This is a genomic window from Herbaspirillum sp. AP02 (genome assembly GCF_015767275.1).
Lineage (GTDB): Bacteria > Pseudomonadota > Gammaproteobacteria > Burkholderiales > Burkholderiaceae_D > Herbaspirillum.
In genome coordinates, this window is the sequence record NZ_JADWMY010000001.1 from 462,101 (window position 1) to 486,753 (window position 24,653).

At 64.0% G+C, this 24,653-nt stretch carries 19 protein-coding genes; 11 read left to right on the forward strand and 8 right to left on the reverse strand.

Annotated features, from left to right (window positions below; genetic code table 11):
* Window positions 1-3: 3 nt before the first annotated feature.
* Entirely contained in the window at window positions 4-726 is a 723-nt protein-coding gene (locus I5R65_RS02025) for an ABC transporter ATP-binding protein (RefSeq protein WP_039876274.1), read from the reverse strand.
* Here I5R65_RS02025 and I5R65_RS02030 point away from each other — a divergent pair.
* Complete coding sequence (locus I5R65_RS02030; protein WP_305037788.1) at window positions 725-1,402, forward strand: arylesterase; 678 nt, start codon at window positions 725-727, stop codon at window positions 1,400-1,402. The two genes, I5R65_RS02025 and I5R65_RS02030, sit on opposite strands and share 2 nt — an antisense overlap.
* An 87-nt stretch (window positions 1,403-1,489) precedes the next feature.
* Here the strand turns inward: I5R65_RS02030 and I5R65_RS02035 are convergent, their stop codons facing one another.
* The 3 genes from I5R65_RS02035 to I5R65_RS02045 form a co-directional block, all read right to left on the reverse strand.
* On the reverse strand, window positions 1,490-2,209 hold the full coding sequence (locus tag I5R65_RS02035) for a glutamine amidotransferase (protein WP_196872059.1): 720 nt from the start codon (window positions 2,207-2,209) through the stop codon (window positions 1,490-1,492).
* A gap of 483 nt (window positions 2,210-2,692) precedes the next feature.
* Entirely contained in the window at window positions 2,693-4,612 is a 1,920-nt protein-coding gene (locus I5R65_RS02040) for a SurA N-terminal domain-containing protein (RefSeq protein ID WP_196872060.1), read from the reverse strand.
* 207 nt (window positions 4,613-4,819) lie between these two features.
* Complete coding sequence (locus I5R65_RS02045) at window positions 4,820-5,362, reverse strand: hypothetical protein (protein ID WP_196872061.1); 543 nt, start codon at window positions 5,360-5,362, stop codon at window positions 4,820-4,822.
* 290 nt (window positions 5,363-5,652) lie between these two features.
* Between I5R65_RS02045 and I5R65_RS02050 the strand changes: the two genes are divergently transcribed.
* The 5 genes from I5R65_RS02050 to I5R65_RS02070 all read left to right on the forward strand — a co-directional run bounded on the left by I5R65_RS02050 (window position 5,653) and on the right by I5R65_RS02070 (window position 13,343).
* A complete protein-coding gene (locus I5R65_RS02050; protein WP_231395034.1) occupies window positions 5,653-6,780 on the forward strand; it encodes a putative 2-aminoethylphosphonate ABC transporter ATP-binding protein in 1,128 nt (375 codons plus the stop codon).
* A gap of 40 nt (window positions 6,781-6,820) precedes the next feature.
* A complete protein-coding gene (locus tag I5R65_RS02055) occupies window positions 6,821-8,542 on the forward strand; it encodes a putative 2-aminoethylphosphonate ABC transporter permease subunit (protein ID WP_370546057.1) in 1,722 nt (573 codons plus the stop codon).
* Between the two features lie 148 nt (window positions 8,543-8,690).
* Complete coding sequence (locus I5R65_RS02060) at window positions 8,691-9,674, forward strand: putative 2-aminoethylphosphonate ABC transporter substrate-binding protein (protein ID WP_370546059.1); 984 nt, start codon at window positions 8,691-8,693, stop codon at window positions 9,672-9,674.
* Window positions 9,675-9,883: 209 nt separating this feature from the next.
* The gene (locus tag I5R65_RS02065; protein ID WP_196872064.1) at window positions 9,884-11,086 is read left to right on the forward strand and encodes a TIGR03364 family FAD-dependent oxidoreductase; all 1,203 of its coding nucleotides are present in this window, start codon (window positions 9,884-9,886) and stop codon (window positions 11,084-11,086) included.
* 595 nt (window positions 11,087-11,681) lie between these two features.
* Entirely contained in the window at window positions 11,682-13,343 is a 1,662-nt protein-coding gene (locus I5R65_RS02070) for an MFS transporter (protein WP_196872065.1), read from the forward strand.
* Window positions 13,344-13,396: 53 nt separating this feature from the next.
* Here the strand turns inward: I5R65_RS02070 and I5R65_RS02075 are convergent, their stop codons facing one another.
* Window positions 13,397-14,347 carry a LysR family transcriptional regulator gene (locus I5R65_RS02075; RefSeq protein WP_196872066.1) on the reverse strand — a complete coding sequence of 317 codons (951 nt, stop codon included), beginning with the start codon at window positions 14,345-14,347 and terminating at the stop codon, window positions 13,397-13,399.
* A 187-nt stretch (window positions 14,348-14,534) separates the two neighbouring features.
* On the opposite strand from I5R65_RS02075, the gene I5R65_RS02080 reads away from it, so the two are divergent.
* The 5 genes from I5R65_RS02080 to nadB all read left to right on the forward strand — a co-directional run bounded on the left by I5R65_RS02080 (window position 14,535) and on the right by nadB (window position 20,788).
* Window positions 14,535-15,836 carry a CitMHS family transporter gene (locus tag I5R65_RS02080; protein WP_196872067.1) on the forward strand — a complete coding sequence of 434 codons (1,302 nt, stop codon included), beginning with the start codon at window positions 14,535-14,537 and terminating at the stop codon, window positions 15,834-15,836.
* Window positions 15,837-15,879: 43 nt separating this feature from the next.
* Window positions 15,880-17,241 carry an acyclic terpene utilization AtuA family protein gene (locus I5R65_RS02085; RefSeq protein ID WP_196872068.1) on the forward strand — a complete coding sequence of 454 codons (1,362 nt, stop codon included), beginning with the start codon at window positions 15,880-15,882 and terminating at the stop codon, window positions 17,239-17,241.
* Between the two features lies 1 nt (window position 17,242).
* On the forward strand, window positions 17,243-17,542 hold the full coding sequence (locus I5R65_RS02090; RefSeq protein ID WP_196872069.1) for a hypothetical protein: 300 nt from the start codon (window positions 17,243-17,245) through the stop codon (window positions 17,540-17,542).
* A 272-nt stretch (window positions 17,543-17,814) separates the two neighbouring features.
* The gene (purT, locus tag I5R65_RS02095; RefSeq protein WP_196872070.1) at window positions 17,815-19,026 is read left to right on the forward strand and encodes a formate-dependent phosphoribosylglycinamide formyltransferase; all 1,212 of its coding nucleotides are present in this window, start codon (window positions 17,815-17,817) and stop codon (window positions 19,024-19,026) included.
* Between the two features lie 157 nt (window positions 19,027-19,183).
* Window positions 19,184-20,788, forward strand: a complete 1,605-nt coding sequence (gene nadB / locus I5R65_RS02100) for an L-aspartate oxidase (protein WP_196872071.1) — start codon at window positions 19,184-19,186, stop codon at window positions 20,786-20,788.
* A 123-nt stretch (window positions 20,789-20,911) separates the two neighbouring features.
* On the opposite strand, the gene nadC is transcribed toward nadB, so the two are convergent.
* Genes nadC through I5R65_RS02115 form a run of 3 tightly spaced genes read right to left on the reverse strand, consistent with a single transcriptional unit; the run spans window position 20,912 to window position 24,589 of the window.
* The gene (nadC, locus tag I5R65_RS02105) at window positions 20,912-21,826 is read right to left on the reverse strand and encodes a carboxylating nicotinate-nucleotide diphosphorylase (protein WP_196872072.1); all 915 of its coding nucleotides are present in this window, start codon (window positions 21,824-21,826) and stop codon (window positions 20,912-20,914) included.
* Window positions 21,823-22,962 carry a quinolinate synthase NadA gene (gene nadA / locus I5R65_RS02110; RefSeq protein WP_196872073.1) on the reverse strand — a complete coding sequence of 380 codons (1,140 nt, stop codon included), beginning with the start codon at window positions 22,960-22,962 and terminating at the stop codon, window positions 21,823-21,825. Before nadA ends, nadC begins: the two co-directional genes overlap by 4 nt.
* A 28-nt stretch (window positions 22,963-22,990) precedes the next feature.
* Window positions 22,991-24,589 (reverse strand): ABC-F family ATPase, encoded by a 1,599-nt coding sequence (locus I5R65_RS02115; protein ID WP_196872074.1) that lies wholly within the window; start codon window positions 24,587-24,589, stop codon window positions 22,991-22,993.
* Window positions 24,590-24,653: the final 64 nt, after the last annotated feature.

The window sequence follows — 24,653 nt, forward strand, 5'->3', positions numbered from 1 at the left end:
GGCTCAGAGCAGGCGTCCGGCCGCAATGGTCAGGGTGCGCTCACAACGCGCGGCGATGCCGTTGTCGTGGGTCACCAGCACCAGGGTAGAACCGCGTTCGCGATTCAATTCGAACATCAACTGGATGACCGATTCACCGGTGGCCGCATCCAGGCTGCCGGTGGGCTCGTCGGCGAACAGCAGCGGCGGTTCGGTAACGAAGGCGCGGGCCAGGGCCACGCGCTGCTGCTCGCCCCCGGAGAGGTACTTGGGATAGTGCTTCAGGCGGCTGCCCAGGCCGACCCGGCCCAGCATCTGCTCGGCCTTGGCGCGGGCCTGGCCGTCGCCACGCAGCTCCAGCGGCAGCATCACGTTTTCCAGGGCGTTCAAGTGCCCGAGCAACTGGAAGGACTGGAACACGAAGCCCAGCTTGCGCTTGCGCAGCAACGCCCGGCCGTCTTCATCGAGGGCGTAGATGTCTTCGCCATCGAGCCGCACGGAACCTTCGCTGGGGGTATCCAGTCCAGCCAGCAGGCCCAGCAAGGTGGACTTGCCGGAGCCGGAGGCGCCGACGATGGCCACCGTGGTACCGGCGGCCACGGTAAAATCGATGTCGCTCAAGATGGTCAAACGCCCACCGGGCGCGGCGACATCGGCAACATGTTTGGATAACTGAAGGACTTCAATGGCTGCAACGACGGCGGATTGTGCGGTATCGGTATCAGTATCGGGAAGGGAAGCAGGCATGCAGGGCAATCAGGCAAGGGGGTCCGGGAGGGGCGCGGCGCGCACCAGCGTACTGGGCTGGCTGCTGCGGCTACTGGCGGGCGTCGCCCTGGTGCTGGCGACGGCGAGCGCTTATTCTGCCCCAAAAAACCTGCTCGTGCTCGGTGACAGCCTGTCGGCCGAATATGGCCTGCAACGCAGCACCGGCTGGACCGGGTTGCTGCAGCAACGGCTGCAGCAGGACAAATCGGAACTGCGGGTGGTCAACGCCAGCATCAGCGGCGACACCACCATCGGCGGGCGCAATCGCCTGCCAGCGCTGATGACGCAACACCAGCCGGAGATCCTGGTCATCGAGCTGGGCGCCAACGACGCCCTGCGTGGCCTGCCGCTCAAGACCAGCCAGGACAACCTGCAGGCCATGATCGACCTGGCCCGCCAGCAAAAGGCCAAGGTGCTGCTGATCGGCATGCAGATTCCACCCAATTACGGCCCCGACTACACGCACCGTTTCGCCGCGATGTACCAGGACCTGGCCAAGGCCAACAAGGTGGCGCTGGTGCCATTCTTCTTCGAGGGCATTGCGGCCGACCTGTCGCTGTTCCAGGCCGACCGCATCCACCCCAACGAACAAGCCCAGCCCAAGCTGCTGGACAATGTCTGGCCGCACCTGAAACCGCTGTTGGGCAAGAAGTAAATCCCCCGCCCTGAAAGCCGAAGCCCCTGCCGCCGTCACCGGCGCAGGGGCTTCGTTCATCCAGCAGAAGAACCGGACAGCTACGCCTCAATGGCGCGCGTACAGGTCCAGGAAGCGTCGCAGCAGCCCGGTCGACTGCGGGGTTGCACTGACCTTCTCGCACAGGGCCTGGGCGTCGATGCCGCAGCCACGGTAGATGTCGGTGTAGTAGCGCAGGTGGGCGCGCACGAACTCGGGCGAAAACTCCGGGTGGAACTGGGTCGAGTAGACGTTGTGCTTGTGCTTGATCACATGGTGCGGGTCCATCGGCGAACGGGCCATGACGATGGCGTCCTTGGGCGGACGCAGCACCGACTGCATGTGCAGCATGTGCGCCGGGAAGGCCTCCGGCAGCACGCCCAGCAATTCATCCTGACGGCAGCATTCCAGTGTTTCCACGTGCATGGTACCGGCGGCCCGGCCGGCCGGGTTGTAGCCGACTTCACCGCCAAAGGCATGGGTTAGCAACTGGTGGCCGTAGCAGATACCGAACATCGGCGTATCCAGGTCGGCGGCGTCGCGTATCCATTCGGCGGTGCGTTCGCTCCAGTCTTCCTTGTCGGTCACCATGGCCGGCGAACCGGTGATGAAGACCGCCCGGTAGGTGCGCGGGCAAGACGGGCGCTGCCCTTCATAGACGGTGACGACTTCGATTTCGCTGTGGCACAGACCGGCGGCGCAACCGATCTGGTCGGCATAACCACCGTAGTTGGTCTTGAGGGCAGGATTGGCGTCGCCGGTTTGGATGATCAGGACTGGGGCAGGCATAAAAACGTGGTCGGTATTCAGGGTAAGACATGGCATCGGAAGCATTCCTTGTGGGAAACACACCGAGCGAAGCCTTCGAACTTCGACTGGAGGCAGCGACAACTTTACGGCAGCCGTTTATTCCGGAAACGGCGCAAGATTGCATGCGGATGACATGATTTTCACTTCGTCAGCACAATATGTGCATTTTCTCACTCAGTGAAAAGCCGGCAAAGGCTGACAGAATCTGACAAAGGCTGGCAAAAACCCTACGCACAAGAAAAAGGCCCATCCCCGAACCCGACTCTCTCGTACATCCCGCTTGCAGGCTGCACCAGTGTCCATGATGAAACAAAAAAGGCCGCTGGAAAAGCGGCCTCGATAAATATTTTAGTAAATTGTGGCAGACATGCCGACAACTCCCCGTAACAGGGCGGGACTGCGCTCCGATTCACGATCCCGGTGCGCGCTTGCCCCGCCAGGGGTCAGGCTGGATGAGCGGGATTACTTTGCAGCGTCATCCGCGCTGACCGCAGCGGCACCCTTGAGCAGTTTGGTCTTGGCCTTTTCGCGCAGATAGTCCAGGTAAGCCAGGGCTTCCTGTTGCGACAAGGCGGCCGCGATCTGTTCCTGCTCGGCCTTGCGGCGGGCGGTGTCGACCGTCTTGGGCTGTTCCACCTTGGTGACGCGGTAGATCTGGTAGCCCAGGCCCTGGGTTTCAGCGCCGACGTAGGCCGGCAGCTTGGCGGTATCGGCCTTCATGACGGCATTGAAGGCTTCCTGGGTCCAGCCGTCGGACTTCACGCGTGAAACCACCTTGGCATCGCTGAAACCGCTGGCGTCATCCTTGGCCTGCAGCTGTACCAGGCGTTCCTGCCCGGCCTTGACGGCCAATGCCTGCTCCTCCTGCTGCAGCACGGCCTTCTGCACATCGGCCTTGACCTCCTCGAAGGGACGCTTGGCGACCGGCTTGTAGCCGGTCATGCGGCCAGCCACCAGGGTGTTGGGGGCAGTCTGCACAGCTTCGGTATTGTGCTTGGCCTTGATCACGTCGTCGGTAAACAGCGCCGTCAGGAACTTGGCATTGTTGTATGGCAGCGGGCCAGCGGCCGGGTTGGGGATGCGGGTCACGCCGGTGGCGGTCTGGATCTTCAGCTTGAGCTTGTCGGAGACGGCCTTGAGGCTGTCACCATTTTCATAGACCAGGTTGTTGAACTGGTCGGCCATTTCCGAATACTTCTTGGCGGCGATCTGCTTCTTGATCTCGGCGCCGATCTCGGCCTTGACCGATTCCAGCGGCTTGACGGCGGCCGGCTTGATGCCGGTCACTTCGATCACGTGATAGCCGAAGTCGGATTCCACCGGATCGCTGATCTCGCCCTGCTTGAGGCTGAAGGCGGCATCTTCGAAGGGTTTGACCATGGCGCCCTTGGCAAAGTAGCCCAGGTCGCCACCGTTTTCAGCCGAACCGGGGTCCTGCGAATTGGCCTTGGCCAGCTTGGCGAAGTCGCCCGGATTCTTGCGCAGTTGCGCCACCAGACCGTCGGCCTTGGCCTTGGCGGCAGCCTTCTCGGCTGCCGGGGCATCCTTCTTGACGGTGATCAGGATGTGGCTGGCGCGACGCTGTTCTTCGGTGGCGTACTGCTTCTGGTTCTGCTCGTAGTAGGCCTTGATGTCGTCGTCGGTGACGGCAGCCTGGGCGGCCACGGCGGCGGCGTCCAGCACCACGTATTCGATGTCGGCCTGCTCCGGGGTCTCGAAGCGGGCGCCGTTCTTGTCGTAATAGGCCTTGAGCATGTCGTCGCTTACCTTGACCTGGGCGGCATAGCTGTCCGGCTTGAAGTTGAGCATCTGCACCGTGCGTTCCTGATCGTTCAGGTTCGACAGGTTCTCGGCCACGCTACGGGGGGCGAAGGCGGTGCTCTGGATCGCGGCATTCAACTGCTGCACAGCCATTTCACGGCGCAGACTGGCTTCATAGGACTTGGGGTTCATGCCCTGGGCTGCCAGCAGCACGCGGTACTGTTCATTGTCGAAGCTGCCGTCCGGCTTGGTCAGGCCAGGGATCTGCAGGATGCTCTGCTGCAGCACCTGGTCCGGCACCACCAGCTTGTTGGCCACCACTTCGGCACCCAGGGCGCGCTGGGCGATCAGGTTGTCCAGGATGGCGCGACGCGCCTGCGGGCTATCGAAGATCTTGCTATCGAACTGGTTGCCATACACCTGGCGCATGCGCTCCAGCTGCTGGCGGTGCGCAGCGTCCCATTCTTCCTTGGTGATGGTCTGGCCGGCCACCTTGGCCACGCCGCTGTCGTCGGTCAGGCGGCTATAGCCCTCCAGGCCGAAGAAGGCGAACGACGGGAAGATGAACAGCAGCAGCAGGAACTGCATCAGGCGCTGGTGAGTACGAATGAAATCAAACATGAATAGCCAATCAATAAACGATCTGGTCAATGAAGGTCAGCGAGGACTGCCGCTGCAACGTCCGCAGATAATAAAAAAGGCGAACTCGCGTTCGCCCTGATCCGGCGCAGGCCTTCAGGCCCGGGACGCACAACGCACACCGTCGTGCTCGCGCGACATTATACACATGCCAATGCCCTGAGGCATCTTTGCCCCCTGGTGGCCCCGCTAGCGGTCCATCTGGGCCAGGGCCACGCTGCGCAGCTGGAAACGACCGTCATTGTTGAACAGCCAGCTTTCCGAAAGTTCGATGCGGCCCTGCTTCAACAGCGCCGGTGGCGGCTTGGGAAAGGGGGCGGCCGTCTTCAGGCTGCCCAGGGCGCTGGCTTCGGCGTGCTTGTCGCGGTTGCTGCGCAGGATTTCACTTTTGAGCAGATTGCCATCGCCGTCGACGATGTACTTGATCACGATCACCGAGCGCAGCAAGGCCTGCGGCCTTTCCACGTAGACACTGGTGAAATTGACCTGCGAAATGCGCTTGGCCAGGTCCACCTTGTAGCCATCCACCGTCGTGGCTATCGAGGTGCCATCCTCGGTGGTCTTCTTTTGCTCGATCAGGGTACGCGCCAGCTCGTCGCGGGTTTCCTGGGTACTTTCCGGTGCCGAGCAGGCCGCCAGCATGGCCGCCACGCCCAAGCCCGACATGGCCAGCCGGCGGGCAAGCCGGCGGGGCGACCGCCACGGTCGCGGGGGCTTGATGCTTGTATTCATTCTGGTCTCCTGAGCACATATGAACGATCTTGCTTCACGCAAAGCCTATCGTCAATGAAGGATTGGACAGCAAAACACCTGCCCGATTCCCTGCCGGCGAGAGCCCGGGTCGCCATCCATAGCTTGAACCTATAGCAGGGATTCCGGCCCGTTATCACAGCAGGGGGTGTCATCCAGCAGTCATATTTTCACCGTACCATCCGCATGCTTTCCACCCCCGGCCACGCCCCGCAAATCCGCACGGGCGCTGTGTTTGGGCAACACCGCGAGCTAGCGAGACCACTTCCGAGATGATCCAGAATTCTTCCTCCGCCGCGCTTGCGCTGCCGCCCTGCCAGGACCCGCAGCAGGATAGCGACCGTGACACCGGCTTCCTGGCCGTGCACAACATCGAAAAGCGCTTCGGCGCCTTCACCGCGCTGGATCGGGTCTCGCTGGAAGTGCGCCGGGGCGAAATGGTCTGCCTGCTGGGGCCGTCAGGTTGCGGCAAGACCACCTTGCTGCGCACCATCGCCGGTCTGGAACGCCAGGATGCCGGCCAGCTCCATGCCGGCGGACGCGATATCTCGCACTTGCCGCCACAAGCCCGCGACTACGGCATCCTGTTCCAGTCCTATGCCTTGTTTCCCAACCTGACCGTAGCCGATAACGTCGCCTATGGCCTCACCGGCATGAAGCGCGAAGCACGCCAGGAACGGGTTGCGGCCATGCTGGACATGGTCGGACTGGCCGGCAGCCAGGCCAAGTATCCCGGCCAGTTGTCCGGCGGCCAGCAGCAACGGGTGGCGCTGGCGCGTGCACTGGCGCCGTCGCCGTCGCTGCTGCTGCTGGACGAGCCGCTGTCGGCCCTGGATGCCCAGGTGCGAGAACACCTGCAACTGGAAATCCGTCGTCTGCAAAAGCAGTTCGGCATTACCACCTTGATGGTCACCCACGACCAGGAAGAAGCCATGGTCATGGCCGACCGCATCGCCGTCATGCAACACGGCCGCATCGAGCAGTTCGGCACGCCCGCCGAGATCTACCGGCGCCCGGCCACGCCCTTCGTGGCGGACTTCATCGGCCATGCCAACTGGCTGCCCTTCACCCGCATCTCGGGTTCTCAGGTCGCGGTGGGCGGGCTGCGCCTGGAAATCCAGGCCGAGGAAGCGGAACTGCCCAGCGGCCGCCTGTTCTGCCGCCCGGAATCGGTCGAACTGTTCGCCACCGACGCCACCGCCAACCGGTTCCAGGCACGGGTGACCGACCGCATCTACCTGGGCAACCGCTACCGCCTGGCATTGACCGCCGATGCACTGCCGGGCCAGACCCTGCTGGCCGATGTCAGCGGTCAGGCCCATGAGCGTCTGGCCGCCCTGCCCGTCAATGACGCCCTGTGGGTGGCCCTGCCGCGTCAGGCCCTGCACGTGTTTGCCTGAATCTCCGATGAGCATGCCCTCCTCCCTTTCCTCGTCCACCATGACGATCGAACCATCTGCCCAACCCGTGCAGCCCGCCCAGGCCCTGCCCATGAGCACGGCCGATCGCAGCCAGGGCCTGCTGGCCGGACTGAAGTGGCTGTTGCTGGCCGTGCTGCTGATCGGCCTGGGCGGACCGCTGGTGTTCATCCTGATGCAGGCCGTGCTGCAGCCCGATGGCACATGGGCCGGCGCCGGGCCGCTGATGGCGCTGTTTTCCAACATCAATTTCCTGCCCCTGCTGGGCCGCAGCCTGTGGGTCGCGGCCATGACCGCCGTGGTCACGGTGCCGCTGGCCTATGTCTTTGCCTACGCCTTGCAGCGTACCTGCATCCCCTTCAAGGGCCTGTGGCGCGGGATCGGCCTGTTGCCGCTGCTGGCGCCGTCGCTGCTGCCGGGCATCGCGCTGATCTACCTGTTCGGCAATCAGGGGCTGTTCAAGGAATGGATGGACGGCAGCATCTATGGCTTCTGGGGCATCTTGCTGGGTGAAGTGTTCTACACCTTCCCGCACGCCATGATGATTCTCCTGTCCGCCTTGTCGCAGGCCGACGGACGCCTCTACGACGCCGCCCATGCCATGGGGGCCTCGCGCTGGCGCATCTTCCGCACGGTGACCCTGCCGGCCACGCGCTATGGCATCTTCGGCGCGCTGTGCCTGGTCTTTACCCTCACCATCACCGACTTCGGCGTGCCCAAGATCACCGGCGGCGCCTATAGCGTACTGGCCGTGGAAGCGTACAAGGCGGTGGTCGGCCAGCAGCAGTTCGGACGTGGCGCGCTGATCGGCTTGCTGCTGCTGGTGCCGGCGCTGCTGACCTTCGCCGTGGATGGCTGGCTGCAGCGCCGCCAGCGGGCCAACATGAGCAGCCGCTCCGAGGTCTATGTGCCGCGCCCCGACTGGCATCGCGATGGCGTGAACCTGCTGGCCGTGGCCTTGATCGCGACCGCCATCCTGCTCATGATCGTGGTGGCCATGGCTGCCTCGCTGGTCAAGCTGTGGCCCTACAACCTGCAACTGACGCTGCAACACTACGACTTCGACAACATGGACGGCGGCGGCTGGCTGGCCTATTTCAACAGCCTGAAACTGGCCTGCGGCACCAGCGTGGTCGGCACCGTGGTGATCTTCAGCGGCGCCTGGCTGATGGAAAAGACCCGTGGCCAGGCCTGGCTGTCGCCACTGCTGCGCATGCTGTGCTTCCTGCCGATGGCGGTACCGGGGCTGGTGCTGGGCCTGGGCAGCCTGCTGTTCTTCAATCACCCGGCCAATCCCTTCAATTTCCTGTATGGGACGATGAGCTTGCTGGTGCTCTGCTCCATCGTGCACTTCTACACCACGGCCCACCTCACGGCCGTCACCGCGCTCAAGCAGCTCGATCCGGAATTCGAGGCGGCATCGCTGTCGCTGAAGGTGCCTTTGCTCAAGACCTTCCTGCGCGTGACCGTGCCGCTGTGCCTGCCGCAGATGCTGGAAATCTTCCGCTACCTGTTCGTTTCCTCGATGACCACGGTGTCGGCGGTGATCTTCCTGTACCGCCCGGACACCGTGCTGGCCTCGGTAGCGGTACTGAACATGGACGACGCCGGTGATGTCGGCCCGGCTGCCGCCATGTCCACCCTGATCCTGCTCACCTCGGCCGCCGCCGCGCTGCTGATGCATCTGGCCGGCAGCCGCTGGCTGGCGCGAGCCCAGGCCTGGCGCCGTGGGCGCGCCCGCTGACACAAGTTCTTAGCCTGGCCGTTTTTTACCCTCGCACTTTTTTACCCTCGCGTTTCCGACGCTTTTTCAACCCAGCCATTCACAGACGAAGGCCATCATGAAAAAAACCAAGCTGTTTTCCCTGCTCGCATCGGTGATCGGCGCCGGCATGCTGTTGGCGGCACCGGCCGTGCACGCGGCCACCACGCTGACCGTCTACACCGCCCTCGAAGCCGACCAGATCAAGGCCTATCAGGCCGCCTTCCAGAAGGCCAATCCGGACATCGAAATCAAATGGGTGCGCGACTCCACCGGCATCGTCACCGCCAAGCTGCTGGCCGAGAAGGCCAATCCGCAAGCGGACGTGATCTGGGGCCTGGCCGCCACCAGCCTGGCCCTGCTGGACAAGGAAGGCATGCTGACACCGTACGCTCCGCAAGGCCTGTCGGCCATCGACGGCAAGTACCGCAGCGCCGCCAATCCGCCGGCCTGGGTCGGCATGGACGTGTGGGCCTCGGCCATCTGCTTCAACACCGTGGAAGCGCAAAAGCAGGGCCTGCCCAAGCCGACTTCCTGGGCCGACCTGACCAAGCCGGTCTATGCCGGCAAGATCGTCATGCCCAACCCGGCTTCCTCCGGCACCGGCTACCTGGACGTCTCGGCCTGGCTGCAGATGATGGGTGAAGACAAGGGCTGGGCCTACATGGACGCCCTGCACAAGAACATCGGCCAGTACACCCACTCCGGCTCCAAGCCCTGCAAGCAGGCGGCCACCGGTGAATTCCCGATCGGCATCGCCTTCGAATACCGCGCCGTGAAGACCAAGAAGGAAGGCGCCCCTATCGACGTCATCCTGCCGGCCGAAGGCCTGGGCTGGGACATCGAAGCCACCGCCATCGTCAAGGGCAGCAAGCACCTGGAAGCGGCCAAGAAGCTGGCCGATTTCTCCGCCAGCAAGGACGCCATGGCCCTCTATGAAAAGAACTTCGCCGTGGTCGCCATCCCGGGTGTGGCCAAGCCGGACGAACTGCTGCCGGCCGATTACGAAAAGCGCCTGATCAAGAACGACTTCACCTGGGCCAGCACCAACCGTGATCGCATCCTGACGGAGTGGAGCAAGCGCTACGAAAGCAAGTCGGAAAAGAAGCAATAAGCACGCTGCAACAAGAACGCTGCAAGAAGGCCTCAAGCCTCAGCCCATCAGGCCTGATGCCTGATGCCTGAGGCCTGAGGCCTGCGTAGCATCCCGCCGTCGCAGCCCGCCTGCGACGGCGCGCGGAGAGGATCACAGGACGCCGACAGAGCGTCCGGCCACAACAGGCAGCACCACATCTCGCAAACGTATCCGATGGAGCCATCCCCATGACGCAATCCCCCTCAGAACACGACCCGCAACACTTCGACCTGGCCGTGGTCGGGTCCGGCATCCTCGGCCTGGCGCATGCCTATGCTGCCGTCAGGCGCGGGCTCAAGGTCGCCGTGTTCGAACGCACCGGCACCCCGCTGGGCGCTTCCGTACGCAATTTCGGCATGGGCCTGGTGACCGGCCAGCCCCCCGGCATCATGCTGGACCTGGCGCGGGAAAGCCGTGCCATCTGGCTGCACCTGGCCGCACGCGCCCACTTCAGCGCCCGCGAAGCCGGCACCCTGCTGTTCGCCCGCAGCGAGGCCGAGCACGATGTGCTGCAGGAATTCATGATGGTGCGCGCCCGCCAGTACGACTATCGCGCCTCGCTGCTGGAAGGCGACAAGCTCAATGCCCTCTACAGCGGCCGCTTCCGCCATCACCGTGCGGCCCTGCATGGCACCGAAGACCTGCAGCTGTATTCCCGCGAGGCGATGCCGGCACTGGTGGCCTACCTGCACTCGCAGGGCGTGCATTTCCGCTTCAATACCCTGGTGCATGGCACCGCCGATGGCCGCCTGTCCACCACGGCCGGCGAATTCCGCGCCGAGCGCGTGGTGGTCTGTTCGGGTCACGACTACCTGACCCTGTTCGCCGATCGCCTGCAGCCGATGAACCTGAAGCAGTGCCGCCTGCAGATGCTGCGCCTGAAGACCGAAGAGCCGCTGCCACTGACCCACGCGGTGCTGACCGGGCTGTCCTGCACCCACTATGGCGCCTTCTCGGACCTGCCGACCGCGCGCGCGGTGCATGCCGAGATCGAGGCCAATGCGCCCCTGCTCAACAAGCACGGCATCCACCTGCTGGTCAGCCCCACGCCGTATCAGGAACTGATCGTGGGCGATTCGCACCACTACGGCACCGATTCGCCACCCTTCAACAGCGAAGAGGTCGATGAACTGATGCTGGGCCTGGTGGAGCACACCCTGGCCGCCCGGGTGAAGGTGGTCGAGCGCTGGCAAGGCGTCTACGGCAGCAAGGGCCCGGGCCCGTTCTCGGCGCTGCCCATCGATGCCCACACCTCGGTGGTGCTGATGCATACCGGCATCGGCATGAGCGTGGGCCTGGGCCTGGGCGAGCGCGTGGTCAAGGCCTTGCTGGAAGGCGACAGCCTGCCCACGCCGACCGCCCAGCCAGCACCGGCGACGGCACTGGCCTGATCGCTTCACCCTGGCATCCCCTCCCCCGGTGTGGCGGCCTCGCTGCCGCGCCGGGCCTGCGAGGGGATGCCACTTTCAGCGTCCGCTTTTCTATTGCCTGTTCCCTTCCCCGCTGTACCCACCCTGATGTCCGCTTCAGCTTTTTCTACCTGTTCCTGACAGAAAAAACTTCACTCAGGGTCTTGCCAGATGTGAGCCTCCTGACAGGTGTCGCTGCATCGCAATAGCCGCCAGCACCCCGCAAAGCCCCACCACAAGCCATTCAGCCTGCTGCGGCGCAACCAGAAATGAGCTCTCTGCGCTGTAAGCTTGTGTAAGTTTGGAGCAAGTCTTGCGTAAGCTTGGCGTCGCACACTCGCGGCATGGACAAGTGGGTCCTTACGCAAGCAATGCGAAGCCAATATCGCGGTTTGTGTCTGACGGGGAAGGCGGGGGAAGAAATCTTCATGCTGTCTCCGGTGCGTTCTTGCATAACGCCCCATTCGACCATCTGTTGCACCTGTTGCATCTGTTGCATCTGTTACTTCGTTGCCCTGCCCCGAGTACCGTATGCATCCATGCAGTAGCAATATCAATTAAAACCAAGGAGACAAACATGACCACAGCATCAGTCAACACGACTGCGCGCGGCATCACACCGGAGGAAAGAAAAGTCATCTTCGCCTCGTCGCTAGGCACCGTTTTCGAATGGTATGACTTCTACCTCTACGGCTCGCTCGCCGCCATCATCGCCAAGCAGTTCTTTGCCGGCACCGACCCCAATACCGCCTTCATCTTCGCGCTGCTGGCCTTTGCCGCGGGCTTCATCGTGCGTCCCTTCGGCGCGCTGGTGTTCGGCCGCCTGGGTGACCTAGTGGGTCGCAAATACACCTTCCTGGTGACCATCCTGATCATGGGCGCTTCGACCTTCATCGTCGGTGTGCTGCCCAACTACAACTCCATCGGCATCACCGCTCCGATCATCCTGATCATCCTGCGCATCCTGCAGGGCCTGGCACTGGGTGGCGAGTACGGGGGTGCTGCAACCTACGTGGCCGAACACGCGCCGGAGGGCCGTCGCGGCGCCTTCACCGCCTGGATCCAGACCACCGCCACGATGGGCCTGTTCCTGTCGCTGCTGGTGATCCTGGGTGTGCGTACCGCCGTGGGTGAAGCCGCCTTTGCCGACTGGGGCTGGCGCATTCCCTTCCTGGTCTCCATCCTGCTGCTGGCCATCTCGGTGTGGATCCGCATGTCCATGAACGAGTCGCCGGCCTTCCTGAAGATGAAGGCTGAAGGCAAGACCTCCAAGGCCCCGCTGACCGAAGCCTTCGGCCAGTGGAAGAACCTGAAGCTGGTCATCCTGGCGCTGGTGGGCCTGACCGCCGGCCAGGCCGTGGTGTGGTACACCGGCCAGTTCTATGCCCTGTTCTTCCTGACCCAGACGCTGAAGGTCGATGGCCCCACCGCCAACATCCTGATCGCCCTGGCGCTGCTGCTGGCAACGCCCTTCTTCCTGTTCTTCGGTTCGCTGTCGGACAAGATCGGCCGCAAGCCCATCATCCTGGGGGGCTGCCTGATCGCTGCCGTGACCTACTTCCCGATCTTCAACGGCCTGACCCACTTCGCCAACCCGGCGCTGGAATCGGCCCTGCAAAAGTCGCCGGTGATCGTCACCGCCGACCCGGCCAGCTGCCAGTTCCAGTTCAACCCGACCGGCACCAAGAAGTTCACCTCGTCCTGCGACATCGTGAAGGCCAAGTTGTCGGCTGCCTCGGTCAACTACCAGAACGTGGCCGGTGCCCCGGGCTCGGTGGCCACCGTCAAGATCGGCGACCGCGTGATCACCTCCTATGATGCCAATGGCCTGTCCAAGGAAGATGCCGCTGCCAAGGACAAGCAACTGTCCAAGGACCTGTCGGATGACATCAAGGCTGCCGGCTATCCGAGCAAGGCCGATCCGGACCAGATCAACAAGCCCATGGTCCTGCTGCTGCTGTTCATCCTGGTGCTGTACGTGACCATGGTCTACGGCCCGATCGCCGCCGCCCTGGTGGAAATGTTCCCGACCCGCATCCGCTACACCTCCATGTCCATGCCCTACCACATCGGTAACGGCTGGTTTGGCGGTCTGCTGCCGACCACCTCCTTCGCGCTGGTGGCCTTCAAGGGCGATATCTACTACGGCCTGTGGTACCCGATCGTGATCGCCCTGATCACCTTCGTGATCGGCCTGCTGTTCGTCAAGGAAACCGTGCACAACAACATCCACGACTGATCGTGGAGGCGGTCCGGCAGGCAGGCCAGCCCGGACCGCACGCTATACCTGCTCTAATGCCCCGCGCCCTGTCGCGGGGCTTTTCGTTTGGGCGCCGCCGACGACTCGGCGGCCGCCTTTGCTTTCCCTTCCACCAGTTCCAGCAAGCCCTGCGCCGCAATCGACAGGCTGCGCCCCTTGGGCGTGACAATCAGCAAGGGCCGCATCAGATCGGGTGCGTCCAGCGGGATGGCCACCAGCTCCGGCAGGCGGAACTGGAACAAGGTCAGCTCCGGTACCACGCTCACGCCCAGGCCGCTCTCGATGAGGGCGGCCACGGTGGCCAGGTGTTCCACTTCCAACCCGGTATGGATCACCGCGCCCGGACGCAGGACCGCATCCAGGTGCTGGCGCACGCTGGTGGAGCGCGCCAGGTGGATCATCTCGCAGCCGGCCAGCTGCGCCACCTTGATGCGGCGCTTGCCGGCCAGCTTGTGGTCGCGCCGGCAGACCAGGTAGAACGGATCGCTGCACAGGGGGCGGGTATCGAACTCCAGCAGGTTCGGTCCCGGCGCGGTCAGTGCGATGTCGGCCTTGCCCTGGCGCAGCAAGTCCAGGCACTGGTCCGAAATGGCGTCGAACAGCGCCAGCATCACGCCCGGATAGCGGCGCCGGTATTCCGCCAGCACCGGCGGTAGCCAGCCCGCCGCCAGCGACGGCAAGGCGGCGATGGCCACCCTGCCCTTGCGACGCGCCACGTAATCGCTCATGTCGGCGAAGGCGGCCTCGATGTCGTGGACCAGCTGGCGCGCCACCTGGACGAACAGTTCGCCTTCCGGCGTCAGGGTCACATTGCGGGTATCACGCTCGAAGAGGCGCGCCCCGGCGGCGGCTTCCAGCTTCTGGATCATGGCGCTGAAGGCCGATTGCGAGACGTGGCAGCGCTCGGCGGCATGACCGAAATGGCGACAATCGACCAAGGCCAGGAAGGCCTGCAGCAGGCGCGTGGAGATATTGGTTTGCATGGCAGAGGTGGGCCGTCAATTATCCTGAAAAACCGGTCAATCAATCGAAAAAATCGACTTTACAACAAAATCGACCGCCACCTACACTCGCCCTGCTCACCTCCCGCAGCTTCAGTACACAACAATGATCCGGCGCGTTGGAAGTGATGACAACACAAGAACATCAAACCAAACACCGGAGACACGCATGTTAGCCCTGCTAGGCTTTGTCACGATCGTATCCTTGTTCACCGCCATCCTCACCAAGAAGATGTCGCCGCTGGTGGCGCTGATCGCCATTCCCATCATCGCCGCGCTGGTCGGCGGTTTCGGTCTGCAGACCTCGAAGTTCATCGTGCAGGGCGTGACAGCCATCGCACCGGTGGCGGGCATGTTCGTGTTTGCGATCCTGTTCTTCGGCATCGTCACCGATGCCGGCATGCTGGACCCGATCATCAGCCGCATCCTCAAGACAGTGGGCAGCCGGCCCACGCGCATCGTGCCGGGCACCGCCCTGCTGGCGCTGCTGATCCACCTGGACGGCTCGGGCGCGGTGACCTTCCTGATCACCATCCCGGCCATGCTGCCGCTATACAACCGGCTGGGCATCGACAAGCGCATCCTGGCCTGCGTGGCCTCGCTGGCGGCCGGGGTGAACTTCCTGCCCTGGACCGGGCCGATGATCCGCGCCTCGGCGGCGCTGCATATCCCGGTGTCGGACATCTTCACGCCGCTGGTGCCGGTGCAACTGGTGGGGCTGGCCTTTGTCTTCATCGCCTCCTACCTGCTGGGCCTGAAGGAAGAACGTCGCCTCGGCTTGGGCAAGGGTTCCACGGTGGACTTCGTGCAGCAGCACGAGCTGACCGAGGCGCAACTGAAGATCCGCCGGCCGCAGAATTTCTGGGCCAACATCGTGCTCACCGTGTTCGTGCTGGGCGTGATGATCAGCGGCAAGGTCGATCCGGTGGTGATGTTCATGATCGGCGTGGTGCTGGCGCTGATGATCAACTACCGCGACGTGACCATGCAGCGCGAACGCATCGACGCCCATGCCAAGGCCGCGCTGCTGATGGCCAGCATCCTGTTCGCCGCCGGCGTATTCACCGGCATCATGACCAAGTCAGGCATGCTCTCGGCCATGGCCAAGACGGCCGTCGGCCTGGTGCCGCCCGACATGGCGGGCCATATCCCGGTGGTACTGGGCTTGCTGTCGATGCCGCTGTCACTGCTGTTCGACCCGGATTCCTTCTATTTCGGCGTGCTGCCGGTGATCGCCGAAGTCAGCCACATGCTGGGCGTACCGACCATCCAGGTGGCGCAGGCAGCGCTGCTGGGCCAGATGACCACCGGCTTCCCGGTCAGCCCCCTGACCCCGGCCACCTTCCTGGTGTGCGGCCTGGCCGGCATTGAACTGGCGGACCATCAGAAGTACACCATTCCCTTCCTGTTCGGTGCCTCGGTGGTGATGACCATCGCCTGCGTGGTGCTGGGCCTGTTCCCGCTGTTCTGAGCCAGCCACACGCCCCGGGAAAGACACGTTTTTGGAGAATCGCATGACCCATGACCCGCAACGCGTAGTGCGCATCGGCGCCGGTGCCGGCTACTCGGGCGACCGTATCGAACCGGCCGCCGAACTGGCCGAACAGGGACAGCTGGACTACCTGATCTTCGAATGCCTGGCCGAACGCACCATCGCCATTGGCCAACAGGCGCGGCTGGCCGACCCGACCAAAGGCTACGATCCGCTGCTGGCCGAGCGCATGCACGCCGTGCTCAAGACCTGCGCCGACCAGGGCGTGCGCATCATCACCAACATGGGGGCGGCCAATCCGCAGGCGGCGGCGCAGCGCATCCGCGAGATCGCCGGCGAACTGGGGCTGACACAGCTTAAGGTCGCCGCCGTCATCGGCGACGACGTGCTGGAAGCGGTGCAGGCCGGCGACTTCCGCATCGAGGACAATGGCCAGCCGGTGGCATCCCTGGGGGAGCGCCTCATCTCGGCCAATGCCTACCTGGGCGTGGCCCCCATCCTGGAAGCGCTGCAAGCCGGCGCCGACGTGATCGTCACCGGCCGGGTGGCCGATCCGGCACTGGTGCTGGCGCCACTGGTGCACGAATTCGGCTGGGCCGCCGATGACTGGAACAAGCTGGGCCAGGGCACTCTGGTCGGCCATCTGCTGGAATGCGCGGGCCAGATCACCGGTGGCTACTTTGCCGATCCTGGCAAGAAGGATGTGGCTGCGCTGGCGCGATTGGGCTTCCCCATCGGTGAGATCAGCGCCGACGGCAGTGCCGTCATCACCAAGGTGGCCGGCTCCGGCGGTCAGGTGACGGCGCAGACCTGCAAGGAACAGCTGCTCTATGAAATCCATGATCCCGCTGCCTACTACACGCCGGACGTGATCGCCGATTTCTCGCAAGTCCAGATCACCGAAATCGGCCCTGACCGCGTCGCCGTCACCGGCGGCCGTGGCCGCGCGCGCCCGGAAACCCTGAAGACCACGCTGGGCTACCGCGACAGCTTCATCGGCGAGGGCCAGATTTCCTATGCCGGACCGGGGGCGCAGGCCCGCGCCCAGTTGGCCGCTGACATCGTGCGCGAACGCCTGACGCTGACCGGGGTGCAGGCTGACGAACTGCGCGTGGACCTGATCGGCGTGAACGCCATCAGCAGCGTGCAGATGGCGGCGACGGCCCAGGCGCCCGAGCCGCAGGAAGTGCGCCTGCGCGTGGCCGGACGCACGGCCAGCATGAAGGAAGCGGTACGCATCGGCAACGAGGTCGAAACGCTCTACACCAATGGCCCGGCCGGTGGCGGTGGCGCGACCAAGGCGGCTCGCGAGGTCATCGCCGTGCTGTCGCTGCTGCTGCCGCGCGGTCTGGTGCATCCATCCGTTCATATCGAGGAGGTCTGACATGCAACTCAGAGACATCGCCCATTCGCGCGCCGGGGACAAGGGCGACATTTCCAATATCTCGGTGATTGCCTACCGCATCGAGGATTACGCCCTGCTGGAACGCGAACTGACCGCCGAGCGGGTGCGAGCGCATTTTGCGGGGGTCGTGCAGGGAGAGGTGGTGCGCTACGCCTTGCCGCAGCTGGGAGCACTCAATTTCGTGATGCAGCGCGCACTGGGCGGCGGCGTAACGCGCTCATTGGCGCTGGATGCGCATGGGAAGGCGTTGTCGGGGGTGATGCTGGGGATGGAACTGTAGCATTGAGAATCATCTGGAAATTCTCGTAACACGAGAAGAAAGAAAGAGCGCTGTTTTGGCTGCAGTTAGGCGACATTAGAGCGACGTTGGAGCGATGCGGAGAACCTTTGTCGGTCATAAATTACCCCAGGGAAAAATAGGCAAGTTTTCACCGATTACTTCGCCTGAAACTGCGTACATTGCGACTGTCCAAAGCCGGCAAGATTTGGTATCGTCCGCCCGTGATTCATTCTCGCACTGCATCAGCTCCCTGCTGATACTCTCCCCCCATTATGAAAAAACCAACTCGACTCGGCACGCCGCTTTCTCCTTCCGCCACCAAGGTCATGCTGCTGGGCTCCGGCGAACTGGGCAAGGAAGTCATCATTGCCCTGCAACGCCTGGGCGTGGAAGTGATCGCCGTTGACCGTTATGAAAACGCCCCCGGCCATCAGGTCGCACATCGCGCCCACGTGATCAACATGACCGACGGCGCCGCCCTGGCCGCGTTGATCGAGCAGGAGCAGCCGGACCTGATCGTGCCCGAGATCGAGGCCATCGCCACCGAAACCCTGGTCAAGCTGGAAGAAGCCGGCCGCGCCCGCGTCATCCCGACCGCCCGCGCCGCCTGGCTGACCATGAACCGCGAAGGTATCCGCCGTCTGGCCGGCGAAACCCTGAGCCTGGCGACCTCGCCCTATCGCTTCGCCGACAGCCTGGAGGAACTCAAGGCCGCCATCGACCAGATCGGCTATCCGTGCGTGATCAAGCCGGTCATGTCCTCCTCCGGCAAGGGCCAGTCCAAGATCGATAGCGCCGATGAGATCGAAGGCGCCTGGAACTACGCCGCCGCCGGCGGCCGCGTGGACTCCGGTCGCGTGATCGTGGAAGGCTTCATCGACTTCGACTACGAAATCACCCTCCTGACGGTGCGCTCGATCAACGAGAATGGCGACACCATCACCAGCTTCTGCGATCCTATCGGTCACGTGCAGGTCAAGGGCGACTATGTCGAATCCTGGCAGCCGCATCCCATGCCCGGTGCCGCGCTGGAAAAGGCCCGCGACATCGCCCGCAAGGTCACCGAAAACCTGGGCGGCCTGGGCCTGTTCGGGGTGGAACTGTTCGTCAAGGGCGACATGGTCTGGTTCTCCGAAGTCAGCCCGCGTCCGCACGACACCGGCATGGTCACCATGGTCAGCCAGGTGCAGAGCGAATTCGAACTGCATGCCAAGGCCATCCTCGGCCTGCCGGTCAATACCGCGCTGCGCACCCCGGGTGCGTCGGCCGTGATCTACGGTCAGCATGAAGCCCGTGGCATCGCCTTCGACGGCGTGGCCGAGGCACTGCGCATCCCCGGCGCCGACATCCGCCTGTTCGGCAAGCCCGAGTCCTTCGCCCGTCGCCGCATGGGCGTGGCCCTGGCCGCCGCCGACAATGTGGAAACCGCCCGCATCCGCGCCAAGCAGGCCGCAGCCAAGGTCAAGCCGGTGATCCCCGAATAAGCGTCGCAAACGATCTGGCCGACGGGCTCCGAGTTGCATCGGAGCCCGTTTTGTTTTGGGGGCCGGCAACGCGGCGGGGAAACGATATAAACAATATGCCCGTCGGCTCTGGTTATAATCGTCGACTCCCTCCACAACAGCAGCTTTGCTCACGATCATGAAGTGCGATGTCGCCATCATCGGCAGCGGTCTGGCCGGTCTCTCCGTAGCTCTCCATCTTGCCGAAAAGCATCAGGTCGTGGTCGTCTCCAAGGGCGAACTGCTGGACGGCGCCAGCAACTGGGCGCAAGGCGGCATCGCCGCCGTGCTGGATTCGGGCGACAGCCACGCCCAGCACATCGAGGACACGCTGGTGGCCGGCGCCGGCCTGTGTGACGAAGGCGCCACCCGCGCCATCGTCGAACAAGGTCGCCAGGCCATCGAATGGCTGATCGCCCAGGGCGTACCCTTCACCCGCGACGACAGCGCCGAGATGGGCTACCACCTGACCCGCGAAGGCGGCCACAGCCAGCGCCGCATCATCCACGCCGCCGATGCCACCGGGCATGCGGTACAGGTGACGCTGGAGCAGCGCGTGCGCGCCCACCCCAACATCACCCTGCTGGAACACCACTGCGCCATCGACCTGATCCACGCCGGCAAGCGCGATCGCGGGGCCGAGCCGCGCTGCCTGGGCGTGCACGTGCAGGACAGCCAGAGCGGCCGGGTGCTGGCCATCGCCGCCGGCCGCACCGTGCTGGCCACCGGCGGTGCGGGCAAGGTCTATCTGTACACCTCCAACCCGGATTCGGCCACCGGTGACGGCATTGCCATGGCCTGGCGCGCCGGCTGCCGGGTGGCCAACATGGAATTCATCCAGTTCCATCCGACCTGCCTGTATCACCCCTATGCCAAGTCCTTCCTCATCAGCGAGGCGCTGCGCGGCGAAGGCGCCCTGCTCAAGCTGCCGGCCTCGGCCGGTGTGGCCGCCGGCCAGCGCTTCATGCCCGAGCACGATGCCCGCGCCGAGCTGGCGCCACGCGACATCGTGGCCCGCGCCATCGACTTCGAGATGAAGAAGCGCGGCCTGGACCATGTGGACCTGGACATCAGCCACCAGAGCCCGGCCTTCATCGCCGAGCACTTCCCGACCATCCAGGCGCGCTGCCTGGAGTTCGGTATCGACCTCACGCGCCAGCCGATCCCGGTGGTGCCGGCGGCCCACTACACCTGCGGCGGTGTGGTGACCGACATGGCCGGCCGCACCGACCTGCCGGGGCTGTATGCCGTGGGCGAGACCGCCTATACGGGCCTGCACGGCGCCAACCGGCTGGCCAGCAATTCGCTGCTGGAGTGCGTGGTGCTGGGCCGCGCCGCGGCCGCCGACATCGAGCGCGAACTGGCCGCTGGCACCTGGCGCGTGGCCGACCTGCCGGCCTGGGATGAAAGCCGCGTCACCGATGCCGACGAGGAAGTCGTCATCTCCCACAACTGGGATGAACTGCGTCGCTTCATGTGGAACTACGTGAGCATCGTGCGCACCGACAAGCGCCTGGAACGCGCCCGGCATCGCATCCGCCTGCTCAAGGAAGAGATCGACGAGTATTACGCCAACTTCCGCGTCTCGCGCGATCTGCTGGAACTGCGCAACCTGGTGGACGTGGCGCAGCTGATCGTCTCCAGCGCACTGATGCGCAAGGAAAGCCGGGGCCTGCACTTCAGCCAGGACTATCCGCGCACGCTACCCCGCGCCACGCCGACCATCCTGCCCGGGCGGCAATGATGCGCTAGTATCGCCCCGCCCTGGACCGGCTGGCCGGGGTGGCAAAGAGCTAGCCCCATAATAAAGCGACAAGGCCCGCCGGGTTTCCCCGGCGGGCCTTGTCGTTCCAGCGTAGGGACAGCGTCAGCCGACCACGCGCAGGGAAAAGTCGGTGGCCTGGATATCTTTCGTCAGGCTGCCGATGGAAATGCGGTCCACACCGGTCTCGGCGATGGCACGCACGGTCTGCATGTTGATACCGCCGGAAGCCTCCAGCAAGGCGCGTCCGGCATTGACGGTCACGGCCTCGCGCATCAGCGCCAGCGAGAAATTGTCCAGCAGGATGGATTGCGCGCCGGCCTGCAGCGCTTCTTCCAGCTCCTGCAGGTTCTCCACCTCGACCTGGATGGTGACACCGGCATTGAGCTTGATGGCAGCGGCCACGGCAGCCGTGATGCCACCGGCGGCGGCAATGTGGTTTTCCTTGATCAGGATACCGTCGTACAGCGCCAGGCGCTGGTTGGCGCCACCACCGACGCGCACCGCGTACTTCTGCGCCAGGCGCAGGCCAGGCAAGGTCTTGCGGGTATCCAGGATGGCGGCACGGGTACCCTGCACCACCTCCACGTAACGCCGGGTAGCGCTGGCTACGCCCGAGAGCAGTTGCAGGAAGTTCAGCGCACCGCGCTCGGCGGTCAGCAAGGGGCGGGCCGGCCCTTCGATGGTGCAGACTTCGCTGTCGGCCGTCATGGCCTCCCCTTCGGCATAGCGCCAGCTGACCTGCAGGCGCGGGTCGAGGCGGGTCATGACGGCTTCGAACCAGGGCGCGCCGCACAGCACGGCGGCTTCGCGCACGATCACCCGGGCCTTGACGAATTCGCTCTCCGGCACCAGCAGGCCGGTGTAGTCGCAGTCGCCGACGTCTTCGGCGATAGCCTGGTTGACGTTGGCATCGAAGGCCGCATGCAGCGCCGGATCGAAGGGGGCAAACGGATTGCGCAGATTGCTGGCGGCGACGGTGGAGGCCGAGGATGCGGATTTGAGGGCGTGGAGAGTCATGCGGGGCCGATTCCTGCAAACAGTTGCTGTTCATCTTCAAGGCGCGCCGAGGGGCGTACCTTGGCCTTGCGCTGGGCGGCGAAGTCCAGCATGCGATCGATGCAGACCACGGCCTGCTGGCCTACGGCGGGATCGACATGGATTTCGTTGGCACCCGTTTCCAGCACGTGCAACAGGTTCTGCAAGCCGTTCATGGCCATCCACGGGCAATGCGCACAACTCTTGCAGGTGGCGCTGTTGCCGGCCGTGGGGGCGTCGATGAAGCGCTTGCCGGGGGCGGCGGCGCGCATCTTGTGCAGGATGCCGTTGTCGGTGGCGACGATGAAGGCCGGCGCGTCCGACGCTTGCACGGCGGCGATCAGTTGCGAGGTCGAACCGATCACGTCGGCCTGGGCCACCACGGCCTCGGGCGACTCGGGGTGCACCAGCACCAGCGCATCCGGATGTTCGGCGCGCATCAGTTCCAGTTCCACGCCCTTGAATTCGTCATGCACCAGGCAGGAACCCTGCCACAGCAGCATGTCGGCGCCGGTCTGCTTCTGGATGTAGCTGCCCAGATGCTTGTCGGGTGCCCACAGGATCTTCTTGCCCTGTGCGTGCAGGTGCTGGACGATGTCCAGGCCGATGCCGGAGGTCACCATCCAGTCGGCCCTTGCCTTCACAGCCGCGCTGGTGTTGGCATAGACCACCACGGTGCGGTCTGGATGCTGGTCGCAGAAGGCGGCGAATTCGTCGGCCGGACAACCCAGGTCCAGCGAACAGGTCGCGTCCAGGTCGGGCATGAGGATGCGCTTTTCAGGACTCAGGATCTTGGCGGTCTCGCCCATGAAGCGTACGCCGGCCACCACCAGGGTCTGGGCGGCGTGATCACGGCCGAAACGCGCCATTTCCAGCGAATCGGAGACGCAGCCGCCGGTTTCCTCGGCCAGGTCCTGCAGGTCTCCATCGACGTAGTAGTGCGCCACCAGCACCGCCTGCTTTTCCTTGAGCAGTTGGCGGATGCGCGCCTTGAGCTGCGCGCGTTCCTCGGGGCTGGGCGTGGCCGGTACCTTGGCCCACGCATTGGCGGTACAACTGCCGCCGGTCTCCATTTGCGGTCGCTCGAACTCGACGACCTTGGTTGCTGTTGCTTGCATGGCGGTCAACAATGCGTTGCGGTGAGGGTTATTCGATGCCCTGGCTGGCCAGGTAGTCTTCATAGTTGCCACGGAAATCGATCACCTGGCCGTCCTTCACTTCGAGGATGCGGGTGGCAAGCGACGACACGAATTCGCGGTCATGCGAGACGAAGATCAGCGTGCCGGCATACTTTTCCAGCGCGATGTTGAGCGACTCGATGGACTCCATGTCCATGTGGTTGGTCGGTTCGTCCATCAGCAGCACATTATGGCGGCCCAGCATCAGCTTGCCGTACATCATGCGGCCCTTTTCGCCACCGGAGAGCACCTTCACGGACTTCTTGACGTCGTCGCCGGAGAACAGCAGACGACCCAGGATGCCGCGCACGGCCTGGTCGTCGTCGCCTTCCTGGGTCCACTTGCCCATCCAGTCGGTGAGGGTTTCGCCACCGGCAAATTCCTCGGTCGGATCCTGCGGCATGTAGCCCACGTTGGCGTTCTCGGCCCACTTCACCTGGCCCGAATCGGGATGCAGGCCGGTGACGTCGCCGCCGATGCTGCGCAACAGCGTGGTCTTACCGGCACCGTTGGCGCCGATGATGGCGATCTTCTCGCCGGCTTCGACCATGATGTTGAAGTTCTTGAAGATGTCGCGGTCGTAGGTCTTGGTGATGCCCTGGGTTTCCACGGCCAGGCGGTGCAGCTTCTTCTCGCCTTCGAAGCGCACAAAGGGGTTCACGCGGGAAGACGGCTTGATGTCCTCGACCTTGATCTTGTCGATCTGCTTGGCGCGCGAGGTGGCCTGGCGGGCCTTGGACTTGTTGGCCGAGAAGCGGCGCACGAAGTCCTGCAGTTCGGCGACCTTTTCCTTGGCCTTGGCATTGACGGCCAGTTGCTGGGCGCGTGCCTGGGAGGAGGCCAGCATGTACTCGTCATAGTTGCCCGGGTAGATCTTCAGGGTGCCATAGTCCATGTCGGCCATGTGGGTGCAGACCTGGTTCAGGAAGTGGCGATCGTGGGAAATGATGATCATGGTGGAATTGCGCTCGTTGAGCACGTCCTCCAGCCAGCGGATGGTGTTGATGTCCAGGTTGTTGGTCGGTTCGTCCAGCAGCAGGATGTCGGGATTGGAGAACAGGGCCTGGGCCAGCAGCACGCGCAGCTTCCAGCCGGGGGCGACGTTGCTCATGGGACCGTTGTGCTGTTCGATAGGCACGCCCACACCCAGCAGCAGTTCGCCGGCACGCGCTTCGGCGGTGTAGCCGTCGAATTCGGCAAAGCGGGCTTCCAGGTCGGCCGCCTTCATGTAGTCATCGTCGGTGGCATCCGGGTTGGCGTAGATGGCGTCGCGCTCGGACATGGCATCCCACATCTCGACGTGGCCCATCATGACGACGTCCAGCACGCGCATCTCTTCATAGGCGAACTGGTCCTGGCGCAATTTACCCAGACGTTCGTTGACGTCCAGGCTGACGTTGCCGCCCGACGCTTCCAGATCGCCACCCAGGATCTTCATGAAGGTGGACTTGCCGCAGCCATTGGCGCCGATCAGGCCATAGCGATTGCCATCGCCGAACTTGACGGAAATATTCTCGAACAACGGCTTGGCGCCGAACTGCATGGTGATGTTTGCGGTGGATAGCACTGCGAAAACCTTTTCAAAAATGTCACTTGCGTGCGCCAGTCCAGGCCACAGCCACGGCACGCGA